The 24,814-nt window shown below is 68.8% G+C and carries 20 protein-coding genes and 1 pseudogene; 10 read left to right on the forward strand and 11 right to left on the reverse strand.

Annotated features, from left to right (window positions below):
* The first annotated feature begins 85 nt into the window (after window positions 1-85).
* From QM809_RS13260 to QM809_RS13270, 3 genes are all read left to right on the forward strand, one after another.
* Complete coding sequence (locus QM809_RS13260) at window positions 86-1,051, forward strand: SGNH hydrolase domain-containing protein (protein ID WP_415046226.1); 966 nt, start codon at window positions 86-88, stop codon at window positions 1,049-1,051.
* A 268-nt stretch (window positions 1,052-1,319) separates the two neighbouring features.
* A complete protein-coding gene (locus QM809_RS13265; protein ID WP_415046227.1) occupies window positions 1,320-2,582 on the forward strand; it encodes an acyltransferase family protein in 1,263 nt (420 codons plus the stop codon).
* A gap of 41 nt (window positions 2,583-2,623) precedes the next feature.
* On the forward strand, window positions 2,624-3,562 hold the full coding sequence (locus QM809_RS13270; RefSeq protein WP_415046228.1) for an SGNH hydrolase domain-containing protein: 939 nt from the start codon (window positions 2,624-2,626) through the stop codon (window positions 3,560-3,562).
* 251 nt (window positions 3,563-3,813) lie between these two features.
* Here QM809_RS13270 and QM809_RS13275 read toward each other — a convergent pair whose 3' ends face one another.
* Together QM809_RS13275 and QM809_RS13280 are read right to left on the reverse strand one after the other, a co-directional pair.
* Window positions 3,814-4,176: a hypothetical protein gene (locus QM809_RS13275; protein ID WP_415047087.1), complete on the reverse strand. Its 363-nt coding sequence runs from the start codon at window positions 4,174-4,176 to the stop codon at window positions 3,814-3,816.
* A gap of 46 nt (window positions 4,177-4,222) precedes the next feature.
* A pseudogene (locus QM809_RS13280) lies at window positions 4,223-4,642 on the reverse strand (transaldolase); the annotation flags it as partial.
* Window positions 4,643-4,688: 46 nt separating this feature from the next.
* On the opposite strand from QM809_RS13280, the gene QM809_RS13285 reads away from it, so the two are divergent.
* Window positions 4,689-5,486: an arylamine N-acetyltransferase family protein gene (locus QM809_RS13285; RefSeq protein ID WP_415046229.1), complete on the forward strand. Its 798-nt coding sequence runs from the start codon at window positions 4,689-4,691 to the stop codon at window positions 5,484-5,486.
* On the opposite strand, the gene QM809_RS13290 is transcribed toward QM809_RS13285, so the two are convergent.
* Window positions 5,477-6,607: a 4-hydroxybenzoate 3-monooxygenase gene (locus QM809_RS13290; protein ID WP_415047088.1), complete on the reverse strand. Its 1,131-nt coding sequence runs from the start codon at window positions 6,605-6,607 to the stop codon at window positions 5,477-5,479. The two genes, QM809_RS13285 and QM809_RS13290, sit on opposite strands and share 10 nt — an antisense overlap.
* A 329-nt stretch (window positions 6,608-6,936) precedes the next feature.
* Here QM809_RS13290 and QM809_RS13295 point away from each other — a divergent pair, with 329 nt between their 5' ends.
* From QM809_RS13295 to QM809_RS13315, 5 genes are all read left to right on the forward strand, one after another.
* The gene (locus QM809_RS13295) at window positions 6,937-7,695 is read left to right on the forward strand and encodes a glycosyltransferase family 2 protein (RefSeq protein ID WP_415046230.1); all 759 of its coding nucleotides are present in this window, start codon (window positions 6,937-6,939) and stop codon (window positions 7,693-7,695) included.
* Window positions 7,692-8,819: an LLM class flavin-dependent oxidoreductase gene (locus QM809_RS13300; protein ID WP_415046231.1), complete on the forward strand. Its 1,128-nt coding sequence runs from the start codon at window positions 7,692-7,694 to the stop codon at window positions 8,817-8,819. Before QM809_RS13295 ends, QM809_RS13300 begins: the two co-directional genes overlap by 4 nt.
* On the forward strand, window positions 8,816-9,805 hold the full coding sequence (locus QM809_RS13305; protein WP_415046232.1) for a glycosyltransferase family 2 protein: 990 nt from the start codon (window positions 8,816-8,818) through the stop codon (window positions 9,803-9,805). The genes QM809_RS13300 and QM809_RS13305 overlap by 4 nt, the downstream gene beginning before the upstream one ends.
* A gap of 67 nt (window positions 9,806-9,872) precedes the next feature.
* The gene (locus tag QM809_RS13310; RefSeq protein WP_415046233.1) at window positions 9,873-11,585 is read left to right on the forward strand and encodes a flavin-containing monooxygenase; all 1,713 of its coding nucleotides are present in this window, start codon (window positions 9,873-9,875) and stop codon (window positions 11,583-11,585) included.
* Between the two features lie 251 nt (window positions 11,586-11,836).
* A complete protein-coding gene (locus QM809_RS13315) occupies window positions 11,837-13,828 on the forward strand; it encodes a cation:proton antiporter (RefSeq protein ID WP_415046234.1) in 1,992 nt (663 codons plus the stop codon).
* A gap of 210 nt (window positions 13,829-14,038) precedes the next feature.
* On the opposite strand, the gene QM809_RS13320 is transcribed toward QM809_RS13315, so the two are convergent.
* From QM809_RS13320 to QM809_RS13340, 5 genes are all read right to left on the reverse strand, one after another.
* Entirely contained in the window at window positions 14,039-14,371 is a 333-nt protein-coding gene (locus QM809_RS13320) for a histone-like nucleoid-structuring protein Lsr2 (RefSeq protein WP_415046235.1), read from the reverse strand.
* A 142-nt stretch (window positions 14,372-14,513) separates the two neighbouring features.
* Window positions 14,514-15,809: a lipopolysaccharide biosynthesis protein gene (locus tag QM809_RS13325; RefSeq protein WP_415046236.1), complete on the reverse strand. Its 1,296-nt coding sequence runs from the start codon at window positions 15,807-15,809 to the stop codon at window positions 14,514-14,516.
* Window positions 15,806-16,591, reverse strand: a complete 786-nt coding sequence (locus tag QM809_RS13330) for a beta-1,6-N-acetylglucosaminyltransferase (protein WP_415047089.1) — start codon at window positions 16,589-16,591, stop codon at window positions 15,806-15,808. The genes QM809_RS13325 and QM809_RS13330 overlap by 4 nt, the downstream gene beginning before the upstream one ends.
* Before the next feature lie 60 nt (window positions 16,592-16,651).
* Window positions 16,652-19,072, reverse strand: a complete 2,421-nt coding sequence (locus QM809_RS13335; protein WP_415046237.1) for an AMP-binding protein — start codon at window positions 19,070-19,072, stop codon at window positions 16,652-16,654.
* Complete coding sequence (locus QM809_RS13340) at window positions 19,059-20,252, reverse strand: 3-dehydroquinate synthase II family protein (protein WP_415046238.1); 1,194 nt, start codon at window positions 20,250-20,252, stop codon at window positions 19,059-19,061. Before QM809_RS13340 ends, QM809_RS13335 begins: the two co-directional genes overlap by 14 nt.
* 173 nt (window positions 20,253-20,425) lie before the next feature.
* Here QM809_RS13340 and QM809_RS13345 point away from each other — a divergent pair, with 173 nt between their 5' ends.
* Window positions 20,426-21,733, forward strand: coding sequence for a lipopolysaccharide biosynthesis protein (locus QM809_RS13345; protein WP_415046239.1), 1,308 nt, complete (start codon window positions 20,426-20,428; stop codon window positions 21,731-21,733).
* Here the strand turns inward: QM809_RS13345 and QM809_RS13350 are convergent.
* Genes QM809_RS13350 through QM809_RS13360 form a run of 3 tightly spaced genes read right to left on the reverse strand, consistent with a single transcriptional unit; the run spans window position 21,715 to window position 24,232 of the window.
* A complete protein-coding gene (locus QM809_RS13350) occupies window positions 21,715-22,614 on the reverse strand; it encodes a family 16 glycosylhydrolase (RefSeq protein WP_415046240.1) in 900 nt (299 codons plus the stop codon). The two genes, QM809_RS13345 and QM809_RS13350, sit on opposite strands and share 19 nt — an antisense overlap.
* Window positions 22,614-22,814, reverse strand: coding sequence for a hypothetical protein (locus tag QM809_RS13355; protein ID WP_415046241.1), 201 nt, complete (start codon window positions 22,812-22,814; stop codon window positions 22,614-22,616). Before QM809_RS13355 ends, QM809_RS13350 begins: the two co-directional genes overlap by 1 nt.
* On the reverse strand, window positions 22,811-24,232 hold the full coding sequence (locus QM809_RS13360) for a hypothetical protein (RefSeq protein ID WP_415046242.1): 1,422 nt from the start codon (window positions 24,230-24,232) through the stop codon (window positions 22,811-22,813). The genes QM809_RS13355 and QM809_RS13360 overlap by 4 nt, the downstream gene beginning before the upstream one ends.
* Window positions 24,233-24,814 lie beyond the last annotated feature (582 nt).

Consider the following 24,814-nt stretch of genomic DNA (forward strand, 5'->3'; position numbering starts at 1 on the left):
GGTTTGCCTAACCTACTATTCAGGGTGTTCCGAGGGCCGATGGGCCCTCTGCTGTGCTGACAGGTGCTGAAAGGAAATTCGCCTCATGGTGACGAGACTCGCCCGGACGTTGATCGGCGTCGTGGCCGTGTGTGGACTGCTCGCGTCGACCGCGTGCCAGTCCGGAGGTGAAAGCGATCAGAAGGCCGTCCCCGCTGCGATCCCGCAGGCCGAGGTGCTCGGGGCCGTGCGCGCCGCCACGACGCTGTCCGTCCTGCCGAGTTCGATCACTTCCGCCCGACTGCAGGCGGCGGGCAAGGATTCCGGCGGGTGGGCCGTCAAGGACTGCAATCCCGATCTCGGCGAGACGAAGCTGGACGATCTCCGGCCGTGCACGATCGGAGACGTCGACGGAGCACGGACGATGGTCCTGGTCGGCGACGTGGGCGCTGCGCAGTGGCACGGCGCGATGGATCTCATCGGGAAGCGGACCGGATGGCGAGTGATCATGCTCGTGAAGAACAACTGCGGGCCGGCCGCGATGCAGTACTACCAGTGGCAGCTGAAGCGGGAGTTCCGTGAATGCGACGCGTGGCAGAAATGGCGGACGCGGATGATCCAGCAGGAGAAGGCCGAGATCGTGGTGATGGCCGGATGGTACGGCGAGAACCTCGGTCCCGACCGGGAGACGACACCGGAGATCTGGCGTGATGCTCTGGTCGAGTCCGTGGACGGGTATCCGGCTGCCGCCAAGATCTTCATGTTCGGCAATCCGCCGCATCCGCCGGTCGACGATCCGGTGGCATGCCTGGAGAAGAATCGGAACGACCTCACCAAGTGCTCCTACCCGGCGTCCCGGGTCCTGCCTGACCAGTCGGGATGGAAGTCGGCGGCCAAATCGGTCGGCGGCACGTACATCGACGTCGACTCGTGGTTCTGCCACAAGACCTGTCCGTCGGTGATCGCCGATCGCATCGTGTACGCGCGTGACAAGCACCACATCGATGTCGATTACGGCCGCTATCTGTCGGGGGCGATCCAGGAGGTCATGGAGCCGGCCCTCGTCGGTTGACGCGCCGGGCTCCCTGCGCGCGGGTCCGCTCTCTCCGGGGCCGACCGCACGGATCGGTCGCCGGAATCCGACCGCGTCGCCGGTGCCGGTGGCGCGAGGCGGAACGTCGGCCGTCCGGGCCTTCGGCGGAGATCTGCCGCTGTAATGTGCGCCACTAACCCAGGTATTAGGTTTGCCTAACCGAACTTAGGCCTTATTCTTAAGGAGTTTTTCAGACTGTCGGTGGGAGGCGTGCACTCTTCCGACCGATGACGAGAGTTGAGGATTCATGACCGGCACCCTCGGTGCGCAGCGCCCGATCGTCGAAGGCGATGATGAATCCCGGAGTTCGGGTCGGAGAGGTGACATCCAGGGTCTCCGGGCCGTGGCCGTGCTCGTCGTCGTCCTCAATCACGTCGGAGTGCCCGGCTTCGGCGGCGGTTTCATCGGTGTCGACGTCTTCTTCGTGATCTCGGGTTACGTCATCACGAGGATGCTGGTCCGCACGGGAGAACGTCGAGAGGCCCGTGACTGGTTCGTCGACTTCTACGCCAAGCGAGCACGTCGGATCGTCCCGGCTGCGACCCTGGTCGTCGTCTGCACCGTCATCGCGACTTTCGAGTTCACCAACTTCATCCGCGGGGCGCAGATCCTGCCGGATGCGACGGCGGCCGCGCTCTTCTTGGCGAACTTCCATTTCATCGCGACCGGCTCCGACTACGCGATGCTCGGCAGCGACCCGTCGGCACTGCAGCATTACTGGTCGCTCGCCGTGGAGGAGCAGTTCTACCTGCTCTGGCCGCTCCTGGTGCTGATCGCCGTCGCCGTCGTCGCCAGAGTCGAGAAGCTCGCACTGCGACAGACGCTCGGGACGATGCTCGTCGTCGCGATCACCGCGAGCTATTGGCACTCCGTCGTCGCCACGCCGGAGGACGGGACCGCCGCGTACTTCTCGCCCTTCACCAGGGCCTGGGAGCTCGCGATCGGCTGCCTGATCGCCGTGGTCGAGCCGTCCCTGGTGCGGCGTCTGTCCGCAGCCTCCTCGGCGGTACTCGGCTGGGCCGGTGCGACGGCGATCGCGTGGGCGGTCATCGCACTCGACGAGGACGCGGTGTTCCCGGGCTGGATCGCGGCGATCCCGGTACTGGGTGCCGGTGCGCTGATCGTGTCCGGCATGGTTCCGTCCGGCGCGGTGCCCGGCCGGCTGCTTTCGACCACGGTGCCGCGCTATGTCGGCGATCTCTCGTATTCGCTGTACCTGGTCCACTGGCCGCTGTTCACGATCGTCGCGATACGGATGGACGACGACGTCGCCGTGACGACGCAGGTGCTTCTCGTCTGCGCGGCCTTCGCCGGTGCCGCCGTCATGTACCACTTCTTCGAGGACCCGATCCGGAAGTCGACCTTCTTGGCGGCACGTCCGTGGACGAGCATGGCGATCGTCCCGGTCGGCATGGCGACCGTCTTCGTCGTCGCCGCGATCGAACGTTGGCGCTGGGACCTCACCGAGCCGCTGATTCAGCAGCTCTTCTCACCGATGGGAAAGGGATGATCGTGTCGATCAGACGATTCACGAAGAGAACGGCGGGGGTGGTGGCCGTCTGTGCTGCACTGACCCTCACCGCATGTACCACCGCGGAGCAGACGTCCTCGCAGGACGACGTGACCGCCGCGGCGAAAGCGGTGCCCGCGGCGGAGGTGGTGGCAGCGGTACAGAGTGCCACGGCGGCGAAGAAGCTCCCGAGTTCGATCTCGCCGAGCCGACTGCGGGAGGCCGCCGGTGACGACGAGTCGGCCTGGACCATCGAGGGTTGCGATCCGGGGCGGGAGGAGACCGAACTCAAAGATCTGGATCCGTGCGTGCTCGGCGACGTGAAGAGCGAGAAGACGATGGTCCTCCTCGGCGACTCCGGCGCGGTCCAGTGGCACGGTGCTTTCGACGAGATCGGGAAGCGGAAGGGCTGGCGGGTTCTGGTGCTGGCCAAGAACAACTGCGGGCCGGCCACGATGAAGTACTACCAGTGGCAGTTCAAGCGTGAGTTCACCGAGTGCGATGCCTGGCAGAAATGGCGGATGAACGTCGTCAAAGAGCAGAAGGCCCAGGCCGTGGTCATGGCGGGTTGGTACGGAGAGAACCTCGGCCCCGACACCACGATGACCCCGCAGATCTGGCGGGACGGTCTGGTGAAGACCGCGGAGCAGCTGCCGGAGGGAACGTCGGTGTTCTTCCTCGGCAACCCGCCGCATCCGTCGAACGGCTCGCCGTCGGAGTGCGTCGCCGAGCATCCGGAGGATCTGACCGCCTGCGCGCTGCCCGCCGATGAGGTCCCCGGTCAGAGCAGCTGGTCGGAGGCCGCGACCGCTGTCGGCGGCACCTACATCGACATCGGACCGTGGTTCTGTGCGTCGACGTGTCCGGCGGTCGTCGCCGACCGGCTCGTGTATGCGGGACAGCACCACATCACGGTCGACTACGGCCGCTATCTGTCCGGTGCCATCGAGTCGGTCATGACTCCCGTGCTCGCGGGCTGACACCCGCTGTGCGCCGACATCCGCTGCACTGAGTGCTCGAGTGTCGTCGTCGCGGTGTGCGACGGATTCCGGCCCGGTACGTCACGTGACGTACCGGGCCGGAATCCGTATCCGGGCGGGGTGAACCGATCCGGCATCGTCGGAACACGCCGACAGCGCATCGGTGAGCACGACGAAACGAACGCCCGGTTCCACGGTCTCCGATGGAGAGGTGACCGTGGAACCGGGCGTTCGTCGTGGTGCAGAAGCCCTTACACCGGGGCCAGGCTGCGGGCCGCGGCGCGACCGGTGCGGCTGTGCAGGCGGCGTGCCAGCGCCCCCGCGACGCGGGACGGCTCGGCGGCGTGGAAGATCTGCCTTCCGAAGCTCAGGCCCGCGACGCCGGACTCGGCGATCTCGCTGCCGAGGTCGATGGCGTGGTCGTCGTTGGTGGCGGCGCCGCCGGCCACGACGATGGGCAGCGGACAGGTCGCCACCACGGCGTCCATGGACTCCGGGTCGCCCGCGTAGTCGAGTTTGACGATGTCGGCGCCCAGGTCGGTGGCGATCGCCGCCAGAATGCGAGAGGGTCTGCACGGTCGGGACGTCGGGGATGTCGCCGAGTCCGCGGTGATACATCATCGCCATCAGCGGCATGCCCAGGCGGGCGCACTCGGCGGCGACGGCACCGAGGTCGGTGAGCTGCTGATTCTCGGTGGGGGAGCCGACGTTCACGTGCACGCTCACCGCATCGGCGCCGAGGATCAGGGCCTCCTCGACGGAGCCGACCAGCACCTTGCTGGTGGTGTCCACCGAGAGGGAGGTCCCCGCGGACAGGTGCACCACCAGGCGCAGCGAACGCAGGTTCGCCGGGTCGAGGTGCCGCGCACGACCCTTGTGCACGACGATCGCGTCGGCGCCGGCGCCGTCGAGGATCGCGGCGAGTTCGTCGGCGTGCGCATGGTGGCCCAGCGGACCGACCGTCACCGAGTGGTCCATCGGGACGATCAGGCCCCGACCGGTCGACGCGGAGAAAAGACGGTTCATGCGGACACTCTTGCCGTCGAGCGACATGGTCAGCGCTCTGCGGTTGTCAGTCATGCGGGGAGCCTCCTGCGATTGAATAAGGGTAGCCTATGCTACTGGTATGACTCAGCGAAATGTGAGCTTGGTTATAGCCGATTACCTGGATCGGATCGGGTTGGCCGGTGTGCCGGAGGTCGACTCGGACGTCGAACTCGTCCGTCGTCTCGCCGACGCGCAGCATCGTGCGATCCCGTTCGACAACATGCTCGTCCACCTCGGCGGCTGCTTCACCGTCGATCCGGTCGTGATCGTCGACCGGCTCGTCGAACGCCGCCTCGGGGGAGTCTGCTACCAGCTGAACGGACTCCTCGCGATGGTGCTGGAGCGGCTCGGGGTCGAAGCCCGGCTGTGGGGTGCGCGCGTGCGCTCCGAGCGGGGCCTGGGACCGGAGGGCGGCCACATGGCGGTCGTGATCGACGACGAGGACGGGGGAGAGATCCTGGTCGACGTCGGTTTCGGGGGCGAAGCCATCTGGCAGCGGGTCGACGCGGCCGATCCGGCCAGCCTCCACGTCACGACGGGGGGCGCCGGCTACCACCTGATCCCGCGGGCCCGGACGCTCGACGAGTTCGACGACGTCGCGCGCTGGCACAGCTCGTCGTCCGAGTCGCGGATCACCGCCTCGGTGGTGTGCACGCTCCCGCGGGACGGCGGTCGGGTGACCCTCGCCGGACGTCTCGGCGCCGACCGCGTCATCGACTACCGGTTGATCGAGCTCGCCGGCGACGACCGCGTCGAACGACCGGTCCCGCACGACGAGCTCGCCGCCGTGCTCGCCACGGAGTTCGGCATCGCCGAGGACGAGGCGCCCCGCATCAGCCGGGTGGTCGAGCACCGGCGGCACGTCGCTCACTCGTAGCGCCAAGCGGTGGGGAAGGGGAGGCCGAGGTAGACGTGACCGATCGCGCGGCGGTCGTCGTCGCAGTCCACGAGCCGCTGCAGCCGGGCGCGGCGCAGCGGCCAGTCGAAGCCGTCGTCGTCGAACCGATGCAGCATCGAGGTGAGGTTCCAGGAGAAGGCCTGCGCCTGCCAGACGCGGTCGAGCGCGGTGTCGGAATAGGCGTCGAGCAGGTCTTTCCGGCCGGTCGCGTAGAAACCGCCGACGGCGTGGGAGAACACGCACGCGTCGGAGACCGCGAGGTTGAGCCCCTTCGCGCCGGTCGGCGGAACGATGTGCGCGGCGTCGCCGAGAAGGAACAGTGAGCCCACGCGCATGGGCTCGGAGACCAGGCTGCGCAGCGGGGCGAGGCTCTTCTCGAACACCTCGCCGGTCTCCAGTTCGGGCCAGTCGTCGGCCGCGCTGCGGCGCCGCAGCTCGGCCCAGATCCGCTCGTCGGACCAGGCGTCGAGGTCGGTGTCGGCGGGCACCTGCAGGTACTGGCGGGTGATGTGGGGGCCGCGCATGCTGTGCACGGCCAGCCCGTCGGGATGGGCGGTGTACATGCCCTCGGCGGTCACCGGGGTGCTGTGGGCGAGGATCCCGAGCCAGGCGAACGGATAGCTGCGCTCGGCGGTCGCGATCCGGTCGGCGACGGTGGCGCGGCACACGCCGTGGAAGCCGTCGCATCCGGCGACGAAATCGGCCTCGATCACCCGGCGGCGGCCTTCGCCGTCGGTGTAGGCCACCTCGGGGCGCCCGGTCAGGTACCCGTCGACGGACACGTCGGCGGCCTCGAAGACGACCGGCCGATCCCGCTTCTTCAGGTCGTCGATCAGGTCGGCGACCACTTCCGCCTGCCCGTACACCCAGGCGTTGCGGCCGGTGTCGGCATGGAAGTCGAGCTTGTGGGTGCTCCGGTCGAAGCGGAGGTAGAAGCCGTCGTGCCGGAGCGCCTCGGCGTACAGTCGGTCGGCCAGGCCGAGCTGGTCGAGGACGTCGACGGTGGTCTGCTCCAGCACGCCCGCGCGCACGCGCGCCCGGACGTACGCCTCGTCGCGCTGTTCCAGCACGATCGCGTCGATGCCCTGACGGAGCAGCATGTGGGCGAGACTCAGGCCGGCGGGTCCCGCGCCGATGATCGCGACCTGAGTCCGGAGATTCTGCGGATTCTGCTTGAAGCTTGTGATGGTGACCACTATCCTCTGTTGCCTTTCGGTCAGGCTAACCTAACGTGCTTAAAGTGGTCGTGGCCAACCGGGGCGGCGGCGGCCACACACGACAAGGCGACATCAGGCGATGCAGAGGAATTGAGACGACAGTGACCGAGGTTTACGACGAATCAGAGTCCACCCGAACGTCAGCCCGTGTTCCCGGAAGCGAACAGATGGTCGAGTTCGAAGCCGAGTTCATCGATGAGGAGTTCGGAACCATGTCCAAGAGTGCCGCACAACCCAAGCCCCAGTCCGTCGGTCGCGGTCTCGCGACCGTCGCGGTGATCGTGCCGGCGATGAACGAGGCCAAGAACCTCCCGTTCGTCGCCGAGCGGATGCCCGAGGTGGACGAGATCATCGTCGTCGACGGCAACTCCGTGGACGACACGGTCGAGGTGGCCCGGGAGCTCTGGCCCGAGGCCGTGATCGTCAACCAGACCCGGGCCGGCAAGGGCAACGCGCTGGCCTGCGGATTCGCGCACGCCACCGCCGACATCATCGTGATGATCGACGCCGACGGCTCCACCGATCCGGCGGAGATCCCCGACTTCGTCGACGCCCTGCTCGACGGCGCCGACCTGGCCAAGGGCAGCCGTTTCTCCAACGGCGGCGGCAGCGACGACATCACCTTCGTCCGTGCCCTCGGCAACAAGGGACTGAACTGGCTGGTCAACCGGATCTTCAAGGCGCAGTACAAGGACCTCTGCTACGGGTACAACGCCTTCTGGCGGACCAACCTCCCGGTTCTGGACCTGCCCGACATCCGTGCCGAGGAGCCGCAGTGGGGCGACGGCTTCGAGGTGGAGACCGTGATCAACGTGCGTATGATCCGGGCGGGCAAGAAGATCCAGGAGGTCGGCAGCCACGAGCGGTGCCGGATCCACGGCAGCAGCAACCTCAACGCGTTCAGCGACGGGATGCGCGTGCTCCGCACCATCAACTACGAACGCAAACTCCATCGGGGATCGAAGAAGTGACCGAAGACCGCCGTTTCCTCTGGTACCTGAACCACGCCGACGGCGAGGTCCCGTGGCAGGCCGAGCATCGGGTTCCGCCCTCGCTCGACCATCTGCGCGGCGTCGCCGCCGAGATCGACCGGCTCGGGTACTACGGTGTGCTGTGCACCGCGCGCGAACCGATCGCGCTGGTCTCGGCCACCGAGAAGCTGCGGTTTCTGATCCCCGAGTATCCCGGCGTCAAGCCGCCGGCCCTGATGGCCGAGCAGGCGCAGGTCTTCGACCACTACTCCGGCGGGCGACTGATCATCAATCAGGTCAACGGCGCCGATCCGGTCCTGAACCGGTACGGGCGGTTCGAGGGCAAGGACGAGCGCTACCGGGTCTCCGAGGAGTACTGGAAGACCGTCCGGGAGATGTACCACGACGACACCGCCGCGGTCGACGGCGAGTACTTCACCGCGGGGAAGCAGTACAAGCCGGCGATCCCCGGTCCGCGGCAGGAGCGGCTCCCGCTCTGGGGGACGGGCGCCTCGCCGGCCGGCCTCCACCACGCCGCCGAGGTGCTCGACGTGTACCTCAGCTTCCTGTCCCGCCCCGAGGCGCTGACCAAGACCTTCGCCACGGCGCGGGCGGCGGCCGCCGCGAAGGGCCGCGACCTCCCGTGCGGCGTCGTCGCGAGCGTGATCGTCCGGGACACCGACGACGAGGCCTGGGCGCACTTCGAGTGGCAGCTCTCCGAGACCGACCCCGCCGAGATCGCCCGCCTGGCCGACCGGAACCTGCGGTCGTTCGGATTCCCCGGTCTGGACGAGATCGGCAGCGACGATCCCCAGGTCCAGGCCCGTATCGACGCGCTCCGGGCGGGCCGACTGCCCGGTCGTGACGAACTGGAGTTCCAGCCGGGTCTCGCCGCGGGGCTGACGACGTGGACCTCGGGCGAACCGCCGTTCGACATCGCCGGGAAGGGCTCGGGCAACTATCTCGTCGGGAGCCCCCGGACGGTCGCCGACACCATCGACCGGCTGTCCGCGGAATGCGGGATCGACCACTGGATCCTGTCGGGGTGGCCGCTGGCGGCCGAAGCACGCCGAGTCGCCGAGCAGGTGCTTCCGCTCCTGGACCGGGAGCTCGTGACGCGGTGACCGGTTCCGCGCCGACGGTGGGCGTGGTGATCCCCGTGTACCGGTGCACACGGTACGTGCGGGGATGCCTGGAGTCCGTCCTCGCCCAGACCCGACCCGTCGACGCGATCGTGTTGGTCGACGACCGCGGCGGAGACGACTCGATCGACGTCGCGCAGTCGGTGCTGCGCGAGCACGACGGGGACTTCACGCTGATCACTCAGCCGCGCAACGGGGGTCTCGGTCGGGCGCGGAACACGGGACTGCGGGCCCTGGACACCGATCTGGTGTGGTTCCTCGACAGCGACGACACCGCCGATCCGTCGTTCGTCGAAACCCTGACGCGGGCCCTGCGGGGGGCGGAGGCGGACTTCGCCGTCTGCCGTACGCGGCGCGTCGACGAGTCCGGGCGGGTCCTTCAGATCGACGAGAGTCCGGCTCCCGCACCGGTCGTCACCGGTGCGGTCTACGCGCGGGAACTGCTCGCGGGCCGCGCGAAGGCGTACGCGTGCACCAAGCTCTATCGTCGTGCGCTGCTCGGCGAGTCGCCGTGGGCGGAGGACCAGGCCTACGAGGACCTGACGCCGAACCTGCGCATCGCCCTCGCCGCCGAGCGGGTCGCCATGGTCGACACTCCCCTGTACGGCTACCTCTACCGGGAGGATTCGCTGTCCACGGCGCTGCGACCGAGCACCTTCGATCTGTTCACCGTCGGCGACGAGGTGCGGGAGATGACCGCCGCCGCGGACGGGACGCGCGACCACGAGTTCGTCGCCTTCTGGTACCGGCAGATCCTGATCTCGGTGGCGCACGTGGCGATGCGCGCCGATCACGCCGCGTCGACCCGACCGGAACTGTACGACGAGGCGATCGCCCGCGTGCGCGCCGGCATCGACCTGCGTGATCTTCCCGTCCTGCTCGGCGGGCGCCAGTTCCGGTCGGCGGTGTTCGCGGTGATGCTCACCTTCACCCCGGCGCTCTACTCGGCGATCCTGCGCCTGCGTTGAGGAGGGTGCGGCGGACCGTCGCCCCCGAACGTGTGAAGAAACCGGTGAGAACGATGAAGGAGAATCGATGAGGGTGTGCGTGGTCGGAGCGGGATCGTCGGGGCTGACGACGATCAAACAGTTGCGCGACGAGGGGCACGAGGTGGTCTGCTACGACCGCAACGACGATCTCGGCGGACTCTGGCTCCGCGAGGGCGAGGACGCAGGCAAGACCAAGGCCTGCGACAACCTCTTCCTGACCATCTCGATCAAACTGATGGCCTACTCCGATCATCCGCACCGCGGTGACCGCGTCTTCTACACCCGCGCCCAGTACTGGGAGTACCTGCGCTCCTACGCCCGCCGCTACGGGCTGGCCGACCACATCCGGTTCGGCACCGAGGTCACCGACCTGACGCGGCACGACGGCGGCTGGACCGTCGCCACCCGGCGTGACGGGGTCGACGCGGTGGAGGAGTTCGACGCCGTGGCGGTGTGCTCCGGGCCGTTCAAGACCCCGAACACCGACCTCCCCGGCATCGAGAAGTTCTCCGGCGAGGTGATCCATTCGGCGGGCTATCGCAACGCCGAGCCGTTCCGCGGCCGGCGTGTGCTGATCGTGGGCCTGGCCGAGTCCGGCGCCGACGTCGTGCGCGAGGTGGCCGAGGTGGCCGACGAATGCACCCTGGTGATCCGGTCGCGGGCGTTCCTGCTGCCCCGGGTCGAGGGCTCGCGCACCACCGACCACGGCACCGTTCGCTCCCATCACCACGAGATGCTCCGGCGGTCCACCGAGTACCCGTTCGTCCTGCCGACGTTCTGGGGCGACAGCGCGCTCGCGAAGAAGGCGTTCTTGAGCATGGCGGTGGTGCTCGGCGTCGTCACGACGGCCCTCGGAGTTCTCAAGGAGGGCATGAACCGGGTCCTGCCGTGGACGCGGAAGCCCGAAGCCGAGGTCAACCCGCTCGGTCAGCCGATGCATCCGCTGAAGATCGACATCGACACCCCGCACACCGAGGAGAACTTCGACGCGATCCGGCAGTGGAACCGGACGTCGCACCCCGACGGCAGTTGGACGCAGAAGGCCATCTTCTGCAAGAACGTGTCGTTCATCCCGGCGCTCGTCGACGGACGGGTGCTCCTCAACGACACCGGCATCGACGGTTTCGACGGAGCCACCGTCCGTTTCGGCGACGGCACGTCCGGCGAGTTCGACACGATCATCCTGTGCACCGGTTACAAGCCCACCCACCTGGCGATCGGTGATCTGACCGTCGAGGACGGCAACGTCCGCAACCTCTACCGGCACTTCCTGCATCCCGACCACGACGGCACGGCGGCCTTCATCGGTTTCATCCGCCCGTTGAGCGGCGCGGTCCCGCTCTGCGCGGAGATGCAGGCCCGCTACTTCGCCCGCGTCCTGAACGGGAAGCTTCCCGTTCCGACGGACCTGCGGGAACGGATCGCCACGGACAAGGCGTGGGAGGAGCACTGGACCTCGCTCAGCCCCACCCATCCCGAATCGACGCCGTCGAACATCCTGTACCTCGATGCGTTGGCCAAGGAGATCGGTTGCCTGATCCCGATGAGCATGATGATGCGCAATCCGCGGCTGTTCATGCAGATGTGGTTCGGCACCTTCAACCAGGCGTGCTACCGCGTCGTCGGACCGCACAGCAACCGGCGCGAAGCCCTCGCCGACCTGTACTCCGAATCGATCGACAAGCGCCGTTTCTTCGCCTGGGACATGACGGTCCTGCAGTTGGCGCCCTCGCACATGCATCCCGAACACCTCTTCTGACAGCGAAGGTCCACAGATGACTCCCACCGTTCTCGCCGCCGACGCGGCGGTGCCGTTCCTCGGGCATCACGCGGTCACGATGCTGCTCATGCAGGTCGCGGTACTGCTGGTGACCGCATTGCTGCTCGGCAGCGTGGCGCAACGCCTCGGCGCCCCCCGGGTGGCCGGGGAGATGCTCACCGGCGTGCTCCTGGGGCCGTCCATCCTGGGCACGGTCTGGCCGTGGTTGCAGCAGGCGGTGTTCCCCGCCGATGCGGAACAGCAGCATCTGTCCGAATGCCATCGGACAGATCGGCGTGGTCCTGCTGATCGGGCTCGCCGCGACCGAACTCGACATGGACTTCATCCGCCGCCGCGCCCGGCCCGTCGCCACGATCGGGCTGATCGGCATGCTGGTCCCGGCACTCGCCGGGGTGGCCGTGGGACTCTGGGTGCCCCAGGCGATGCGCTCGGACTCCTCGACGGGGCTGCTCGCGTTGATGACCGCCGCGGCGATGTCGGTCAGCGCCATCCCGATCATCGCCAAGATCCTCACCGAGATGGGGCTGCTGCACCGCAACGTCGGACAGATCGTGCTCGCCGCCGCCACCGTGAAGGACGCGATCGCCTGGATCCTGGTCGCGGTCGCCTCGGCGGCGGTCACCATCGGCGCCTCCGTGGGGGCCGTCTCCTCGATCGTGGCGGCGACGATCGGCGCGTTCGCGGTGGCGCTGCTGGTTCTCCGGCCGCTGGTGGGCCGGGCGCTCACCCGATACGAGGCATCGCCGCACGCGTCGTCGGGCACCTTCGTCCCGGGGGCGGCGGCCTTCATCCTCGGCTGCGCGGCACTGACCCAGTTCCTGCATCTGGAAGCCGTGCTCGGCGGCTTCCTGGCCGGTCTGATCATCGGGCCGCGCGCCCCCCACCTGCTGGCCCCGTTGCGGACGGTGACGATGACGGTCCTCATGCCGCTCTTCCTGGCCAACTCCGGACTGCGTGTGGACCTGACGACGCTGGCCGATCCGGTGATCGCGGTGAGCACCGTCATGGTGCTGGTGGTCGCGGTCGCCTCCACGTTCGCCGGATCGTATCTCGGCGGGCGCGTCGGCGGGCTGAGCCGCTGGGAGGCGACGGCCGCCGGTTCCGGACTGAACGCCCGAGGTGCGCTGGAGATCATCATCGCCAGCACCGGACTGCGACTCGGGATCTTCTCGGTGCCGATGTACACCGCGATCGTGATCGTCGCGGTGCTCACCTCGGTGATGGCCCCGGTGATGTCTGAAGTGGTCCATGCGGCGGATCGTGCTCACCGAGGAGGAAGAGGTGCGGATCCAGCGGCGGACCGTCGTCGAACCGAGCGCGGTGAGCGGATGAGCGACGGTGCCGTCGGCGGGGGCCCGCCGACGGTCACCGTGATCATGCCGATGTTCGACGCCGCCGACACGGTCGTCGCGGCCGCCGAATCGATCCTCGCCGAACCGATCCCGGGACTGGAACTGCTCGTCGTCGACGACGGGTCCACCGACGGCGGCGCCGACGCCCTCGCCGTACTCGACGACCCGCGGGTCCGGGTGGTCCGGAAGGAGAACGGCGGGCTGGTCTCGGCGCTCAACCGCGGCCTGGACGAGGCGACGGGGGAGTTCATCGGCCGGATGGACGCCGACGACCTCTCCGTCCCGGGTCGGCTGGCGGCCCAGCTCGACTGGTTGCGGGCGCGGCCGGCCGCGGTGGCGTGCGGCACCGACTACGAGCATTACGGCGCCTTCGAACTCCGGATCCGGACACCCCGGTCCGATGCCGGGTGCCGCCGCCGGCTGTTCCTGTCCACCTGCCACTGCGGCGCGTCGATCCTCATGCGGCGGAGCGTGATCGAGGAGAACGGGCTGCGCTTCGACCCGGACTTCGCGCACGCCGAGGACTACGAGTTCTTCACCCGGCTGGTCGCCTTCGGCGAGGTGGGCAACCTGCCGATCGTCGGATACCGCTACTGGATGCACGACGGCCAGGTGAGCGACCGGCACGCCGAGGCGCAGCGGGAGGCGCACCTGCGCGCCGCCGTGGCCTATGCACGACGGCTCGGCGTCCCCGGACCCGATCCGGCGGACCTCGCGGCACTGCTGTGGCCGCACCCGGACGGTCTGGTCCGCACGACCGCCCGTACCGCGGCGGCCGGATTCGCCGTCTGGCGGAGCCGCCCGGGCCTCGGGTCGGCGCGCTTCGTGGCCCGCCGGATCGTCGAGGCCGCGGCCGCCGCCCGCGCGTGAGGACGGACGCGGTGCGTTCCCGGTCTGCTCGGGCGGTCTCGACGAGTGCTTCCCGGTGCGCTCACTCAGGGCATCGGAGAACTCCTCGGTGATCGAGTGCTCCTCGGTGATCGAGCGGAGTCGAGATCTCGACCAGCGAGGAGAACCGCTCCCTGGTCAGGGCGTCCGGCACCCCTGACCGGTAGCGGTCCTCCCACCGGGATCACTCCTCTAGTGCGCCTTGTCGTACGCCTCCATGACGCTGAGGGGGATGCGGCCGTGGGCGCTCACCGGGTAGCCGTTCTCCTTCGCCCAGGCGCGAACGTCGTTGAAATCGATGGACGAGAGAACGACACGGCCGGGACGCTTCTTCTGTTCGCCGACCCGACGGGCCTTCTCGACGTACTCTGCGACGGCTGCGTAGAACGTCTCCGAACCGGCCTCGGTGGTATCGAGTCGGTACGTGACGCCGTCGATGCTGAATTCGACGATCACGAGATCCTTCTCGTTCACCTCCTGCCCGGTGATGTCGTCGATGTACTGGACCTTGGTGATGGATGCCATTTCAGGTCGCCCCTTCCTGGAGCTGAATCGCGGTGACTGGAACCTATCACTGGACCTCGCCGACCGCAGGCGGGTGTCGCGGGGACGGGCACCGGTGAACTCGCGGCTGACTCCTCTCGGGCGCGGCCGAGCCGGACGAGGTCTATGCGGTGGTGGGATCCGAGGGGGCGGTGGGGTCCGGTGACGGGTCGGGAACCGGTTCCGGCTGTGCGGTGAGCATCGCGCGGACGGCGCGGATCAGGGGCACGATCACCACGCACAGCGCGAGCGCGTAGCCGAGCGCGTAGCCCGCTCCCACCCCGGTGATGCCGAGCCGGGCCACGAGGAGATACGCGCTGCCCAGCGTCACGACCAACACCAGCAGCTGCGAGACCAGCATCAGCCGCAGCCGTCGATGCAGCTGCGCGACGAGATAGTACGAGGTGACGACGGTCTCCAGGATCGTCGTCGCCGCCATCACCAGCATGAGCTTCCAACCGGCGGCCAGGTAGTCGGGACCGGCCAGTCGGAGCACCACCGGTCCGACGACGGCCAGACCGAGGGCGGTGACCACGGTGATCGCCCCCAGCAGCGGCGCGAACCTCCGCAGGAGCGCGGCCTGATCGGCCCCGGGGGTCACGGCTTCGACGACGAACGCCGACGCGGCCGCGCTGCGCAGCAGACCGGCGGCGCTGCACATGGTCCACGCGAGATTGAAGTAGGCGTTGGCGCCGAGACCGGCCCGATGCACGACGATCAGCGGCAGCGCCAGCGGCATCGCGATGCCGACCAGCATCATGGCGAGGAACGCGCCCTGGTACGACATCAGCTCCCGCGCCGGGGGGAGTTCGACCGGCGCGGCCCGGCGGGCGTGCGCCTCCCGGATCGCGACGACCGCGAAGATCGCCGTGACCGCGAACGCCGCGAGAGTCCAGGAGAAGACGATGCCTGCCGTGGCGATCCCGGCGCCGAGGAAGAAGAGGGGGATCAGCTTCACCACGGAGAAGGTGATGTTCTTGGCGGCGACGGCCGGGGCCTTCCGCAGCCCGGTCAGGATGGGATCGGTGAGCGCGAAACCGGTGAACACGACGACCATCAGCGGGAACAGGAGTCGTTCGCCGGTGTCGTCGAGCAGATGCTCGGACGTCGGCAGCCACGCGAACACGCTGCCGAACAGCAGCGCCACGGCGCCGGTGACCAGGTAGCCGCCGACCACGCCCGCCCGGGTCCGGCCGCCGGCCAGCGGGAGGAAACGTTCGTAGACGCCGTCGAGGGAGAGCATCGAGAGCGAGCCGAGCATGGTGGCGGTGCTGATCAGCGCCGAGGCCCGGCCGACGTCGGGGGCGTCGAACATCCGGCCGGCGACGATCCAGTAGATCAGCCCGAACACACCGGTGACCACCGAGGAGATCATCAGCGCCGACGCGTTGACCATGAGACGGTCGCGCACGCCGCTCATCGACTCGCCTCGCGCCAGGTCCAGTCCGGTCCGACCTTGCGGGCCACCAAGGCGCCGCTCGCGAGCACCCGGGGCAGATCGGCCTCGCGGACCGGATCCGGGTGCGTCGCGGTCACGTCGGGCCAGTCGATGAAGTGCTGGCCGCGGACCGGGTCGGTGAATCCGCCGGGACCGGCGATGTCGCCGAGCGCGTCGGCGAAGGGAGAGGCCGCGAGCACCGAATGGATGACGTACTCGTCGGGACACGAGGAGAAGCGGAACCATTCGAGCCAGCGGGGGTCGTCGTCGAACGTCGTCATCAGGTGGTCGACGGCGGCGCCGGTCAACGACCACCACTGACTGCCCTGCATCAGGGGGATCCGGGTCGGCACCCGGCGGGGGATGCGGCCGGACCATCGGGTCAGGCGCGGCCGGTCGGGGAAGTGGAAGCGGGCGACCTTGTGCCACTGCGCGAACACCGGATCCTCGAGGGCCTGATCGATGCGCAGATACTCTCGGTCCCCGGACCAGATCTCGATGAGTTCGTCGAGCGGTCGCAGGACCACGTCGGCCCCGGACATCAGCGAATGACGATGGTAGCCGTCGCCGGCGAGGGCCAGACAGGCCAGAGTGGCCCGCACCTGGCTGAACCCGCCCCAGCGGACGTCGATCCGGTCGGTGACGAACCGCGCGCCGCCGGCCGCGGCCGCGACGAAGGGGCGCTGATCGCTCTTGGCGTCGATGTGCGCGACGACGTCGATCCGCTCGTGCTTCAGCGAGGCGACGAGATCGCCGAACAGAATGCGGGTCCCGGTGCGCGAGGATGTGCACCGCGAAGCGTCGCGGGGCCGGGGACCGGCGCATCACTCCGGCAGACTCGGATCGAGCGCCCGAGCCACCAGGTCGGCGGTGACGGCGACGAACGGCGGCCGCAGCATCGCGGTGTGATCGCCGGAGACCCGGTGGACGCCGCGGACCCGCGGGGCCACCAGGGACCACCACTGCTCGGGGTCGTCGTTCCCCTCGGCCAGGACGACGGTGACCGGTCCGTCCCACGGCCGCAACCGATGCAGGACGGCGGTGCGTCGCCCGAGGTCGTGGAACAGCGCCCACTGGCGGGCCGCGGGCCGCGGCCACCATCCGGCGCTCAGCAGTTCGGCGCGGGTGCGCCACTTCTGCGCCGTCGTCTGCCCGACGACGTCGTCGGGCGGCGTCTCGGTGTCCCGGACTCCTTCGGGGGCGGGGAAGCAGATCGGTGAACCGCGGCGCAGGGCGTCGTCGAGGACGGTGTCCAGGCACACCACCCGGTCGACGGTCTCCCCGTCGGCCTCGAGTCGTCGTGCGGTCTCCATGGCGATGATCCCGCCGATCGAGTGGCCGACGAAGCGGTACGGGCCGTGGGGGGCGAGTGCGCGCACCTGCCGGACGGCGCGGCGCACCGCCCGGCCGACGGTGTAGTCGGGGATCCCGCGTCGTTCCAGCCCGTGCGCGGAGATGCCGACGACGCGGTGGTCGGGGAGTCGCCGGGCCAGCGGGAGGAAGGCGTGCGCCGATTCGCCCGCTCCGGCGAAGGCCACGACGATCGGGCGTCCGACCGCGGCCGGGCCGGACAGTTCCGCGACCTCGGGGGCGAACGCCTCCGTGTCGTCGGCGCCGTCGATCACCGCCGCCAGGGCCTGCAGGGTCCCCGCCGCGGTCACCTCGGGCAGCGTCAACCGGGTGCCGAAGGATTCGGTGAGGCGGCCGAGCAGGTCCACCGCGGTGAGCGAATCTCCGCCGAGAGCGGTGAAATCGTCGTCGAGCCCGATCTCCGGCACCCCGAGCAGGTCCTCCCAGATCGGGGCGAGGAGACGTTCGGTGCGGGTCCGGGGGGAGCGGTGGGCGGGCCGCGCGGCCGGTGCGGGCAGGGCTTTGCGGTCGATCTTGCCGCGCTCGGTGCGGGGGAGCTCGGAGAGCAGGACGACGTGGGTCGGCTGCATCCAGTCCGGCAGACCGCGGGCGAGCTCGGCGCGCACCGCGGCGACCGACGGCGGACGCACGCCGGGTGCCGGAACCAGGTAGGCGACGAGGTCGGCGCGGTCGTCGGGTCCCTTGCGGGCGATCACCGTCGCATCGACCACGTCCGGGACCCGCCGGGCGGCCGCGAGCACCTCGGAGACGTCCACCAGGTACCCGCGGATCTTGACCGCATCGTCGGATCGGCCCGCGAGACGCAGGCGGCCGCCGTCGACGGCGCCGAGATCACCGAGCACGTAGTGGCGCGCACCGTCGTCGTCGAGGGGGAAGTCGACCGGTGCGCCGTCGACGAGATAACCGAGCGACAGGAACGGTGAGACGACCTCGATCCGGCCCACCTCGCCGTCGCGCACCGGGCGGCCGTCCTCGTCCCGGACCAGCAGGGTCTTGCCGTCGGCGATCCGGCCGGGGACGAGCGTTCCCTCGGGAAGCGCGCGGTCCGGGGGGTACAGATCGAACGCCAGGTGCCCGGCCTCGCTGGAACCGGCCCGGTTGAGGAAGGAGATGTGCGGGGCCGCCGCGCGCAGGGCCGCGACGTCCACCGCATCCGGGGCCTCGCCGCAGGTGGAGGCGAGCCGGACGCCGGTCAGCGCCGCCGGGGCATCCGGGTGCGCGCTCAGCGCGCGCAGCAGGTGCGGCGAGAGATGCAGCTGCGCCTCGGCGTGCTCGCGCAGCGTCGCGACGAGACCGTCGACACCGTCGTCCCGGGGATCGACGGGGACCAGTGCGGCGCCGGTGAGGAGCGCGGTGACCGCGACCTCCAGGCCGCCGCCGAAACTGATCGGCAAGGCGGTGACCAGCGTCGCGCCCGGTTCCAGCGCGAGCTCGCCGCGGAGCTCGACCACCTGCTGCCGCCACAGTTGCGGTCCCTGGCGGACCGCCTTCGGGGTCCCGGTGGACCCGGAGGTGAACATCAGGACGGTGCAGCCGGGCACCTCGGCCCGGGCCGCCTCGGTCACGATGCGGACGCGCTCGTCGGGGAGCGCCGCATCGAGCAGCGTGAGCGGCCGGCCGACGGAGAACGCCGCGAGGATCGTGGCGACGGTGTCGAGGAACGACTCGTGGTCGGCGACCGGCGGGATCCGGACGAGGAACGGGAGGTCTCCGGGCTCGATCCGGTCGGCCGCCGCGCCGACGAGACGGTTCAGCTCCCGGTAGGACACCCGTCGCGACCCGAACACCAGGGCGTCGTGGTCCGGATGGGACTCCGCCGCCTCGGAGAACAGCGCTCCGAAGGCGGCGGCGGAGGTGAGCTCAGCGCTCGTCACAGAACTCGGTGATCGGCAGACCCACGTGGCGCGCCTCGGTCGGCACGTAGCCCAGCAGCACGTCGCCCGGCTTCAGCTCGGTGACGTTGTTGACGCTGCCGCCCGGGCCGAGCAGGCGGACGTGCCAGTCGTCCTGCGCGATCACGTTGACGGTCTTGCCGTCCTTGGACTCGGCGGTGATCGAGATCAGCGGGCGGCGCTCGATCTTGACCCTCCCGATGCGCACCTCGCGCACCGAACCGTCGGTGCGGACCGCCAGGATCGGCTGGCCGGCGCGCAGTTCGCTCACGTACCGGGTGCGGTTGCCCGGGGTGAGGACGTATGAGTGCACGGCGCCGGCGTTCCAGCGGAACGGGCGGGTCGGCATGTAGGGGAGCGGGTGGGTCTCGCTGCATGAGAGGAACATGCCGCTCGCGAACGAACCGATCAGGCAGCCCTCGTCCAGATCGAGCAGCGAGCAGGTGTCGATGCAGGCGCGCTCGCCCATGCCGATGTGCTCCACCGAGGTGATGGTGAGCGGCGAGAGCTCCATCTTCTCGGTGCTCGGCTCCAGGGTCGCGGCCAGGGCGACGACGTCGTCGGCGTGGCGCGGGGCCAGCAGCAGGCCGTCCGAACCGTGCTCCAGGACCAGCTTCACGATCTCGGCGTCGGTGATGTCCTCGACGACGGTCACCGTCTTGCCGCCGGAGTTCTCCGCGGCGGCGATCACGATCTCCAGCGGGATCTTGGTCGGGTCGGTGAAGGTGAGCAGCGTCCACGGCACGCGGCGGACCAGTTCGCAGGCGTTCTGCAGGGTGGCCGCATCGCTCACCACGACGTGCACGCCCTCGGGCTTGGCGTCCTCGGTGAGGGTGTCGGCGTCGACGATCACCAGGTCGCCGCCGACGGCCTTCTTCTTGCTCTTGGCCGAGGGCAGCAGCACCCGGCGGACGGTCGGCGGAAGCGTCTCGAGCAGTTCGGCGTCGTCGCTGACGACGCCGCCCAGACCCTGGTTCAACGCGGCGGCGACGACGGCCTCACGTGCCTGGCCGGAGAGGTGGCGGACGTCGACCCAGGCGAAGTGCTCCCCGGTGCGTTCCTTGCCGTCGACCCGGAGCAGCGGATCGATGTGATCGGTGACGTGCACCGGCGCGACCTCTTTGATCGGCGCTGACTTGGGGGCTTCCGCCTCGGTGGTCATTCGGTGCTTCTCCTCGGTTGTTCGTCGGGCTGATCGCCGTCGGGTCCGCCCGGCGGCGACGAAATCAGATTAGGCTAGCCTCATCGATAGCCCAAGACGAGAAGGCCGATAGTGATGAGTAACACTTAGGGTTGCCTTGCCATCAATTAGGTTCGGCTAGTTGACTGGACCGAGTGACTTCTGACGTGAGCGATGCGGATACGGGTATCGGCCGGAATTCGCTGGCGCTCACGGTGTCGGCGGCGCTGACCGCAGGACTCGGGTTGATCTACTGGATCGTCATGGGGCGGCTGTATCCGCCGAGCGAGGTGGGGGCGGCGTCCGCGGTGATCACCGCGGCCACCATGCTGGCGAACTTCGGCAACCTCGGTCTCGGTGCCTATTTCGAGCGGTTTCTGCCGATCGCCGGCGACCGCCGCGCGGCACTCGCCTTCTACGGGATGCTGACGGCGACCGGCTTCGGCCTGGTACTGGGTATCGGTTTCCTCTTCGTCGGACCCGCTGACGAGATGTTCGCCAACACGACCCAGCGCGTGCTGTTCCCGTTCTTCGTCGTCGTCCTGTCTGGTTTCGCGCTGCTCGACAACGTGACCATCGCGATGTACCGGGCCCGGTGGGCCGCCTGGAAGAACATATTCCACGCCGTCGTCAAACTCGTCCTCGCCGTCGTCGCAGCCTTCTTCATCGGCCGCACCGGCATGGCGGGAACCTGGGTCGTCACGGCCGCCGTCGCGACATTCGTCGTCGGCTGGGCGGCGATGCGTCAGCTGCGTGACACCCCGGCGACCACCGCCGAGACGTTGCCCCCGCTGCGCGACCAACTGCGGTTCGTGGTCGGGAACTACGCGATCTTCGTCGTCACCGCCCTGACGCCGCTGATTCTGCCGATGATGGTGATCGGCACGGTCGGTGCCGACCACAACGCCTACTTCGCGATCGTCTGGTCACTGTTGACCTCGGTGATCGTGCTCCTGACGATGCTCACCGGTCCGTATGTCGCGGCGGCGAGCGGCGGCGCCGACCTCCGTTCGCTCACCCTCCGGTTCAGCGGCATCCTCGCCGCGATCTCGGTGACCGCCGCACTCGGATTCATCGTGGTCGGTCCCTTCGTGCTGACCTTGGCCGGATCCGATTACGCGGCGGCGGGCACCGACGTGCTGCGGATCGCCTCGCTCGGACTGCCGCTCACCGCGGTCAGTGCGATCTACACTGCGCTGTGCCGGGTGCGCCGTCGTCTCTGGCCGGCCCTGGTGATCCAGTCGGTCACCGCCGCACTGATGCTGGGACTCACGGCGCTGTGGTTGCCGGTCCACGGCATCGTCTCGGCGGGTTGGGCGATGCTGATCGCCGAGGGCGTCGGCGCGACGGTGTCCGGAACGCTGCTCGTCTGCCTCGTCATCCGATCCCGCACCTCGGACGCCGTGGTCTCGGCCGACGACTCGTCGACCGAGACCGCACCGGTTCAGGATTCGGTGAGCTGAACCGCACCGGGGCGAGGTCCGTAACCGTCCTCGCTGCGTTGCTGGTAGACGTCGCCGTTCGGTCGGTAGACCACCACCCAGTCGATCTCGACGGCGGCCTTCTTCGGACGCGGCTCGTTCTTGGCGCACGGCGCCATACCCCAGTCCAGACGGCGCTCGCAGGCACCGGCCTCGGTCTGCAGAGCCATCCACATCGGAGTCTTGGACACCATGCGATCGGAGCGGGCCTCGGCCCAGACTCGACCGTCGAGCAGGTAGCGGACGATGCCCGGCAGCCACTCCACGCCGATCGTGTGCCACTTGGTGAAATCACCCCGGACCGCGGTGTTGGTCTTGGCGTTCTGCCCCTGGGCGTCCTTCCAGTGGATCCACGCTTCGGTCGATCGGCGGTCGGCGGACACGCTCTCGGCGAAGTCGATCTCCGGGGGCCACTGCTCGTTCTTCGGCCACAACAGCATGTGATAGGAGAGGTCGGCGCTCGGCTGCGCCCGCATCCGGATCTCCCAGCGCCCGTACAGCTGGGTCACCGGGAAGTTCGAGACGCCACCGGTCCGCCAGCCGTCGGCGGTGTTCTCCCCGACGAGCTTGAGCATCCCGCCGGACACGATCGCGTTCGCGGGATCCCACCGGCCGACCGGGTTTCCGCCCGGCTTGCCGTCATAGGTGCTCCAGTTCTTACCGAGCTCGCACCGGTCGAAGTCGTCGAAGAAGATCTGCCGCCAGCCGCTGCCCGGAGACCAGGGCGACTGCCCGCTGACCACTTCGGCGGTGGGACAGTTCTTCTTGGTCGCTCCGGCTGTCGAATCCGGCGTCGAACACGAGTTCACGGCGAGTGAACCGACCAGCAGCAGGGAAGCCGCGGCGAGCTTTCGGATCTTCATCAGTTGACCGCCATCAGAGTGAGTCGGGCGAAGGTCAGAACGACCGTCGCGAAAGTGGAGAGGACGAGGAGCAGAGTGATCGTGTGAGCGAGCCAGCGCCGTCCGAGGACGCCGTCCGGACCGACCTGGATCTCGCGTACCACGGTGCCGGCGACATACAGCGCAGCGGAGACGATGAACATGACGACGGCCGCGGTCATCGCAGACTCCTGTCGGACGAGAAGAGGGACGCCGACGGAATCACGAGCTTGTCTGCATCGGATCGGCGCAGGATGAGCATCGAATCGGTGTCGACGTCGACGACGTAGTCACCGCGTTCGATGATCTGGTTGATCTCCTTGCGGACGGCGTCCAGTGGACGGCCGTGTTGTAGAGCGATCAGTTCCATGCCCTGATGGGTGATGTAGACGAAGTCCGGTTCACGGTCGAGCGCACACGCCGCCAGGTCGTTCAGACACGGATAGGAGTCGATGTAGCCGATCCGCGGACCCATCGGATCCAGCACTCGACGGATACCGATGGTGTGCGGCGCGTGATTGAACGTCATCACCGTCGTGTTCGGCGGCACCGCGGTCATGAACTCGCGACTGAGCACCACCTCGGCGCGGGTGCTGGCCTCGAACGCGGTGTTGAGACCGCGATTGGTGGTCTCAACCAGTCCGACCAGCGTGGTCAGCACCACCAGCACCACTGCTCCGATCCGACCGACACGGACGCGGGCGGGCACCCGGCTCCACAGCGCCGCGAGTCCGAGCGCCGCCAGCGGCGCCACCACCGGAGACATGAAGAGGAAGGCGCGGATGATCATCTCGCCGCCGTAGCTCTGCATGCCCGCCAGCAGTGCAGGCGCACCGCAGAGGGCTGCGGCGACCCACTGGGCCCGCTTGTTCATCCGCCGGGCGATGTACCAGCCGAACACCCCGAGCAGCACGAATCCGGCCGAGGCCGCCATCCGCAGATATTGCATGTTCTTGTAGAGCGGATCGCCGCTCAGGCGCTGGCTCACGCCTTTGTCGACGCTGTCGCTGACTGCGCCGAGCTCGTCGAGCAGCATGCCGAGGTGGCCGAGCCAGTAGTCGGTGGCGCCGTAGCTGAACCAGACGGTGAAGATCAGTCCGGCCGCGATCCACAGGGTCCGGTACCGGGTGGCCCCCGCCAGGGCGAATACGCTCAGCGCGATGATCATGAGCAGCGGCGTGATCTGATGGGTGACGGTGTTCGCGGCGAGCAGCATGATCAGCGTCGCGCCGATCGCCAGGGTCCGGCCCGGACCGAATCCGGGCACACGACCGGGTGTCCGGGTGAGCGCGGCGAACACGTTCGTGACATACGAGCCGTTCCTGCGCGGCAGCGGAGCCGCCCGCAGCTGCCACAGCAGTGTGGCGACCACCGTCGTGAACACGATCATCGCGACGGCCTGCGGCGCGAAGTAGTCCTGCTGATACCAGTTGGCCGCTTGATACAGCAGCACTGCGATCCAGGCCAGACGGGCTCGACCGGTGACGACGATCGCGATCGCGTACAGCGGGAAGGCGAGCAGACTGCCGAACACCAGCGGAGCCCACACCATGAGGTCGAGAACGTTGGGCAGGCCGGCGGCCGATCTGCAGGTGCGCACCGGTGCTGAAGAAACCGGCCCAGCTGAAGCGAGCGTCGATGTTGTCCGGGATGTGGCCGTTCTGGGCGAGGATCTCGATGAAACCGCTGTGGACGTAGGCCGTCGGAATCGATGTCTCACCGGTGGCGATACCGGTGATCATCGAGTTGTAGGCGATGGCCAGCACGACCGAGGCACTGAGCACCACGCGGTCGAGGCGAGGCGATCGCAGCGCAGACACCAGGACGCCGGCGAGAGCGACGAGACCCAGGACGTACAGAGGGCCGACCTGGGCGATCAGGCCCAGAGCTCCGGAGTCGAGCACGTCGACATGTCGCGCCGACACGACCAGCAGCGCCGTCGATACCGCGAGCAGACCGAGGAGCACCGCGCGGCGGCGGGTCCAGTTCGCCGCGCCGAACCCGGTCGCGCTCACCCGGACTCGTCGCGGAACGGTGAACCATGCGAGCACCGACAACACGGCGGAGAGGACCAGCAGACCCGTCTGGGTGCCGACCGGGTTCCATCGATCGGCCACCATCGTCGTCTGAATCACGAGGATGTTGACGCCCATCGAGATCGACAGCACCAGCGCGGCGCTCA

The sequence above is a fragment of the Gordonia sp. (in: high G+C Gram-positive bacteria) genome (assembly GCF_047600385.1).
Taxonomy (GTDB): Bacteria; Actinomycetota; Actinomycetes; order Mycobacteriales; family Mycobacteriaceae; genus Gordonia.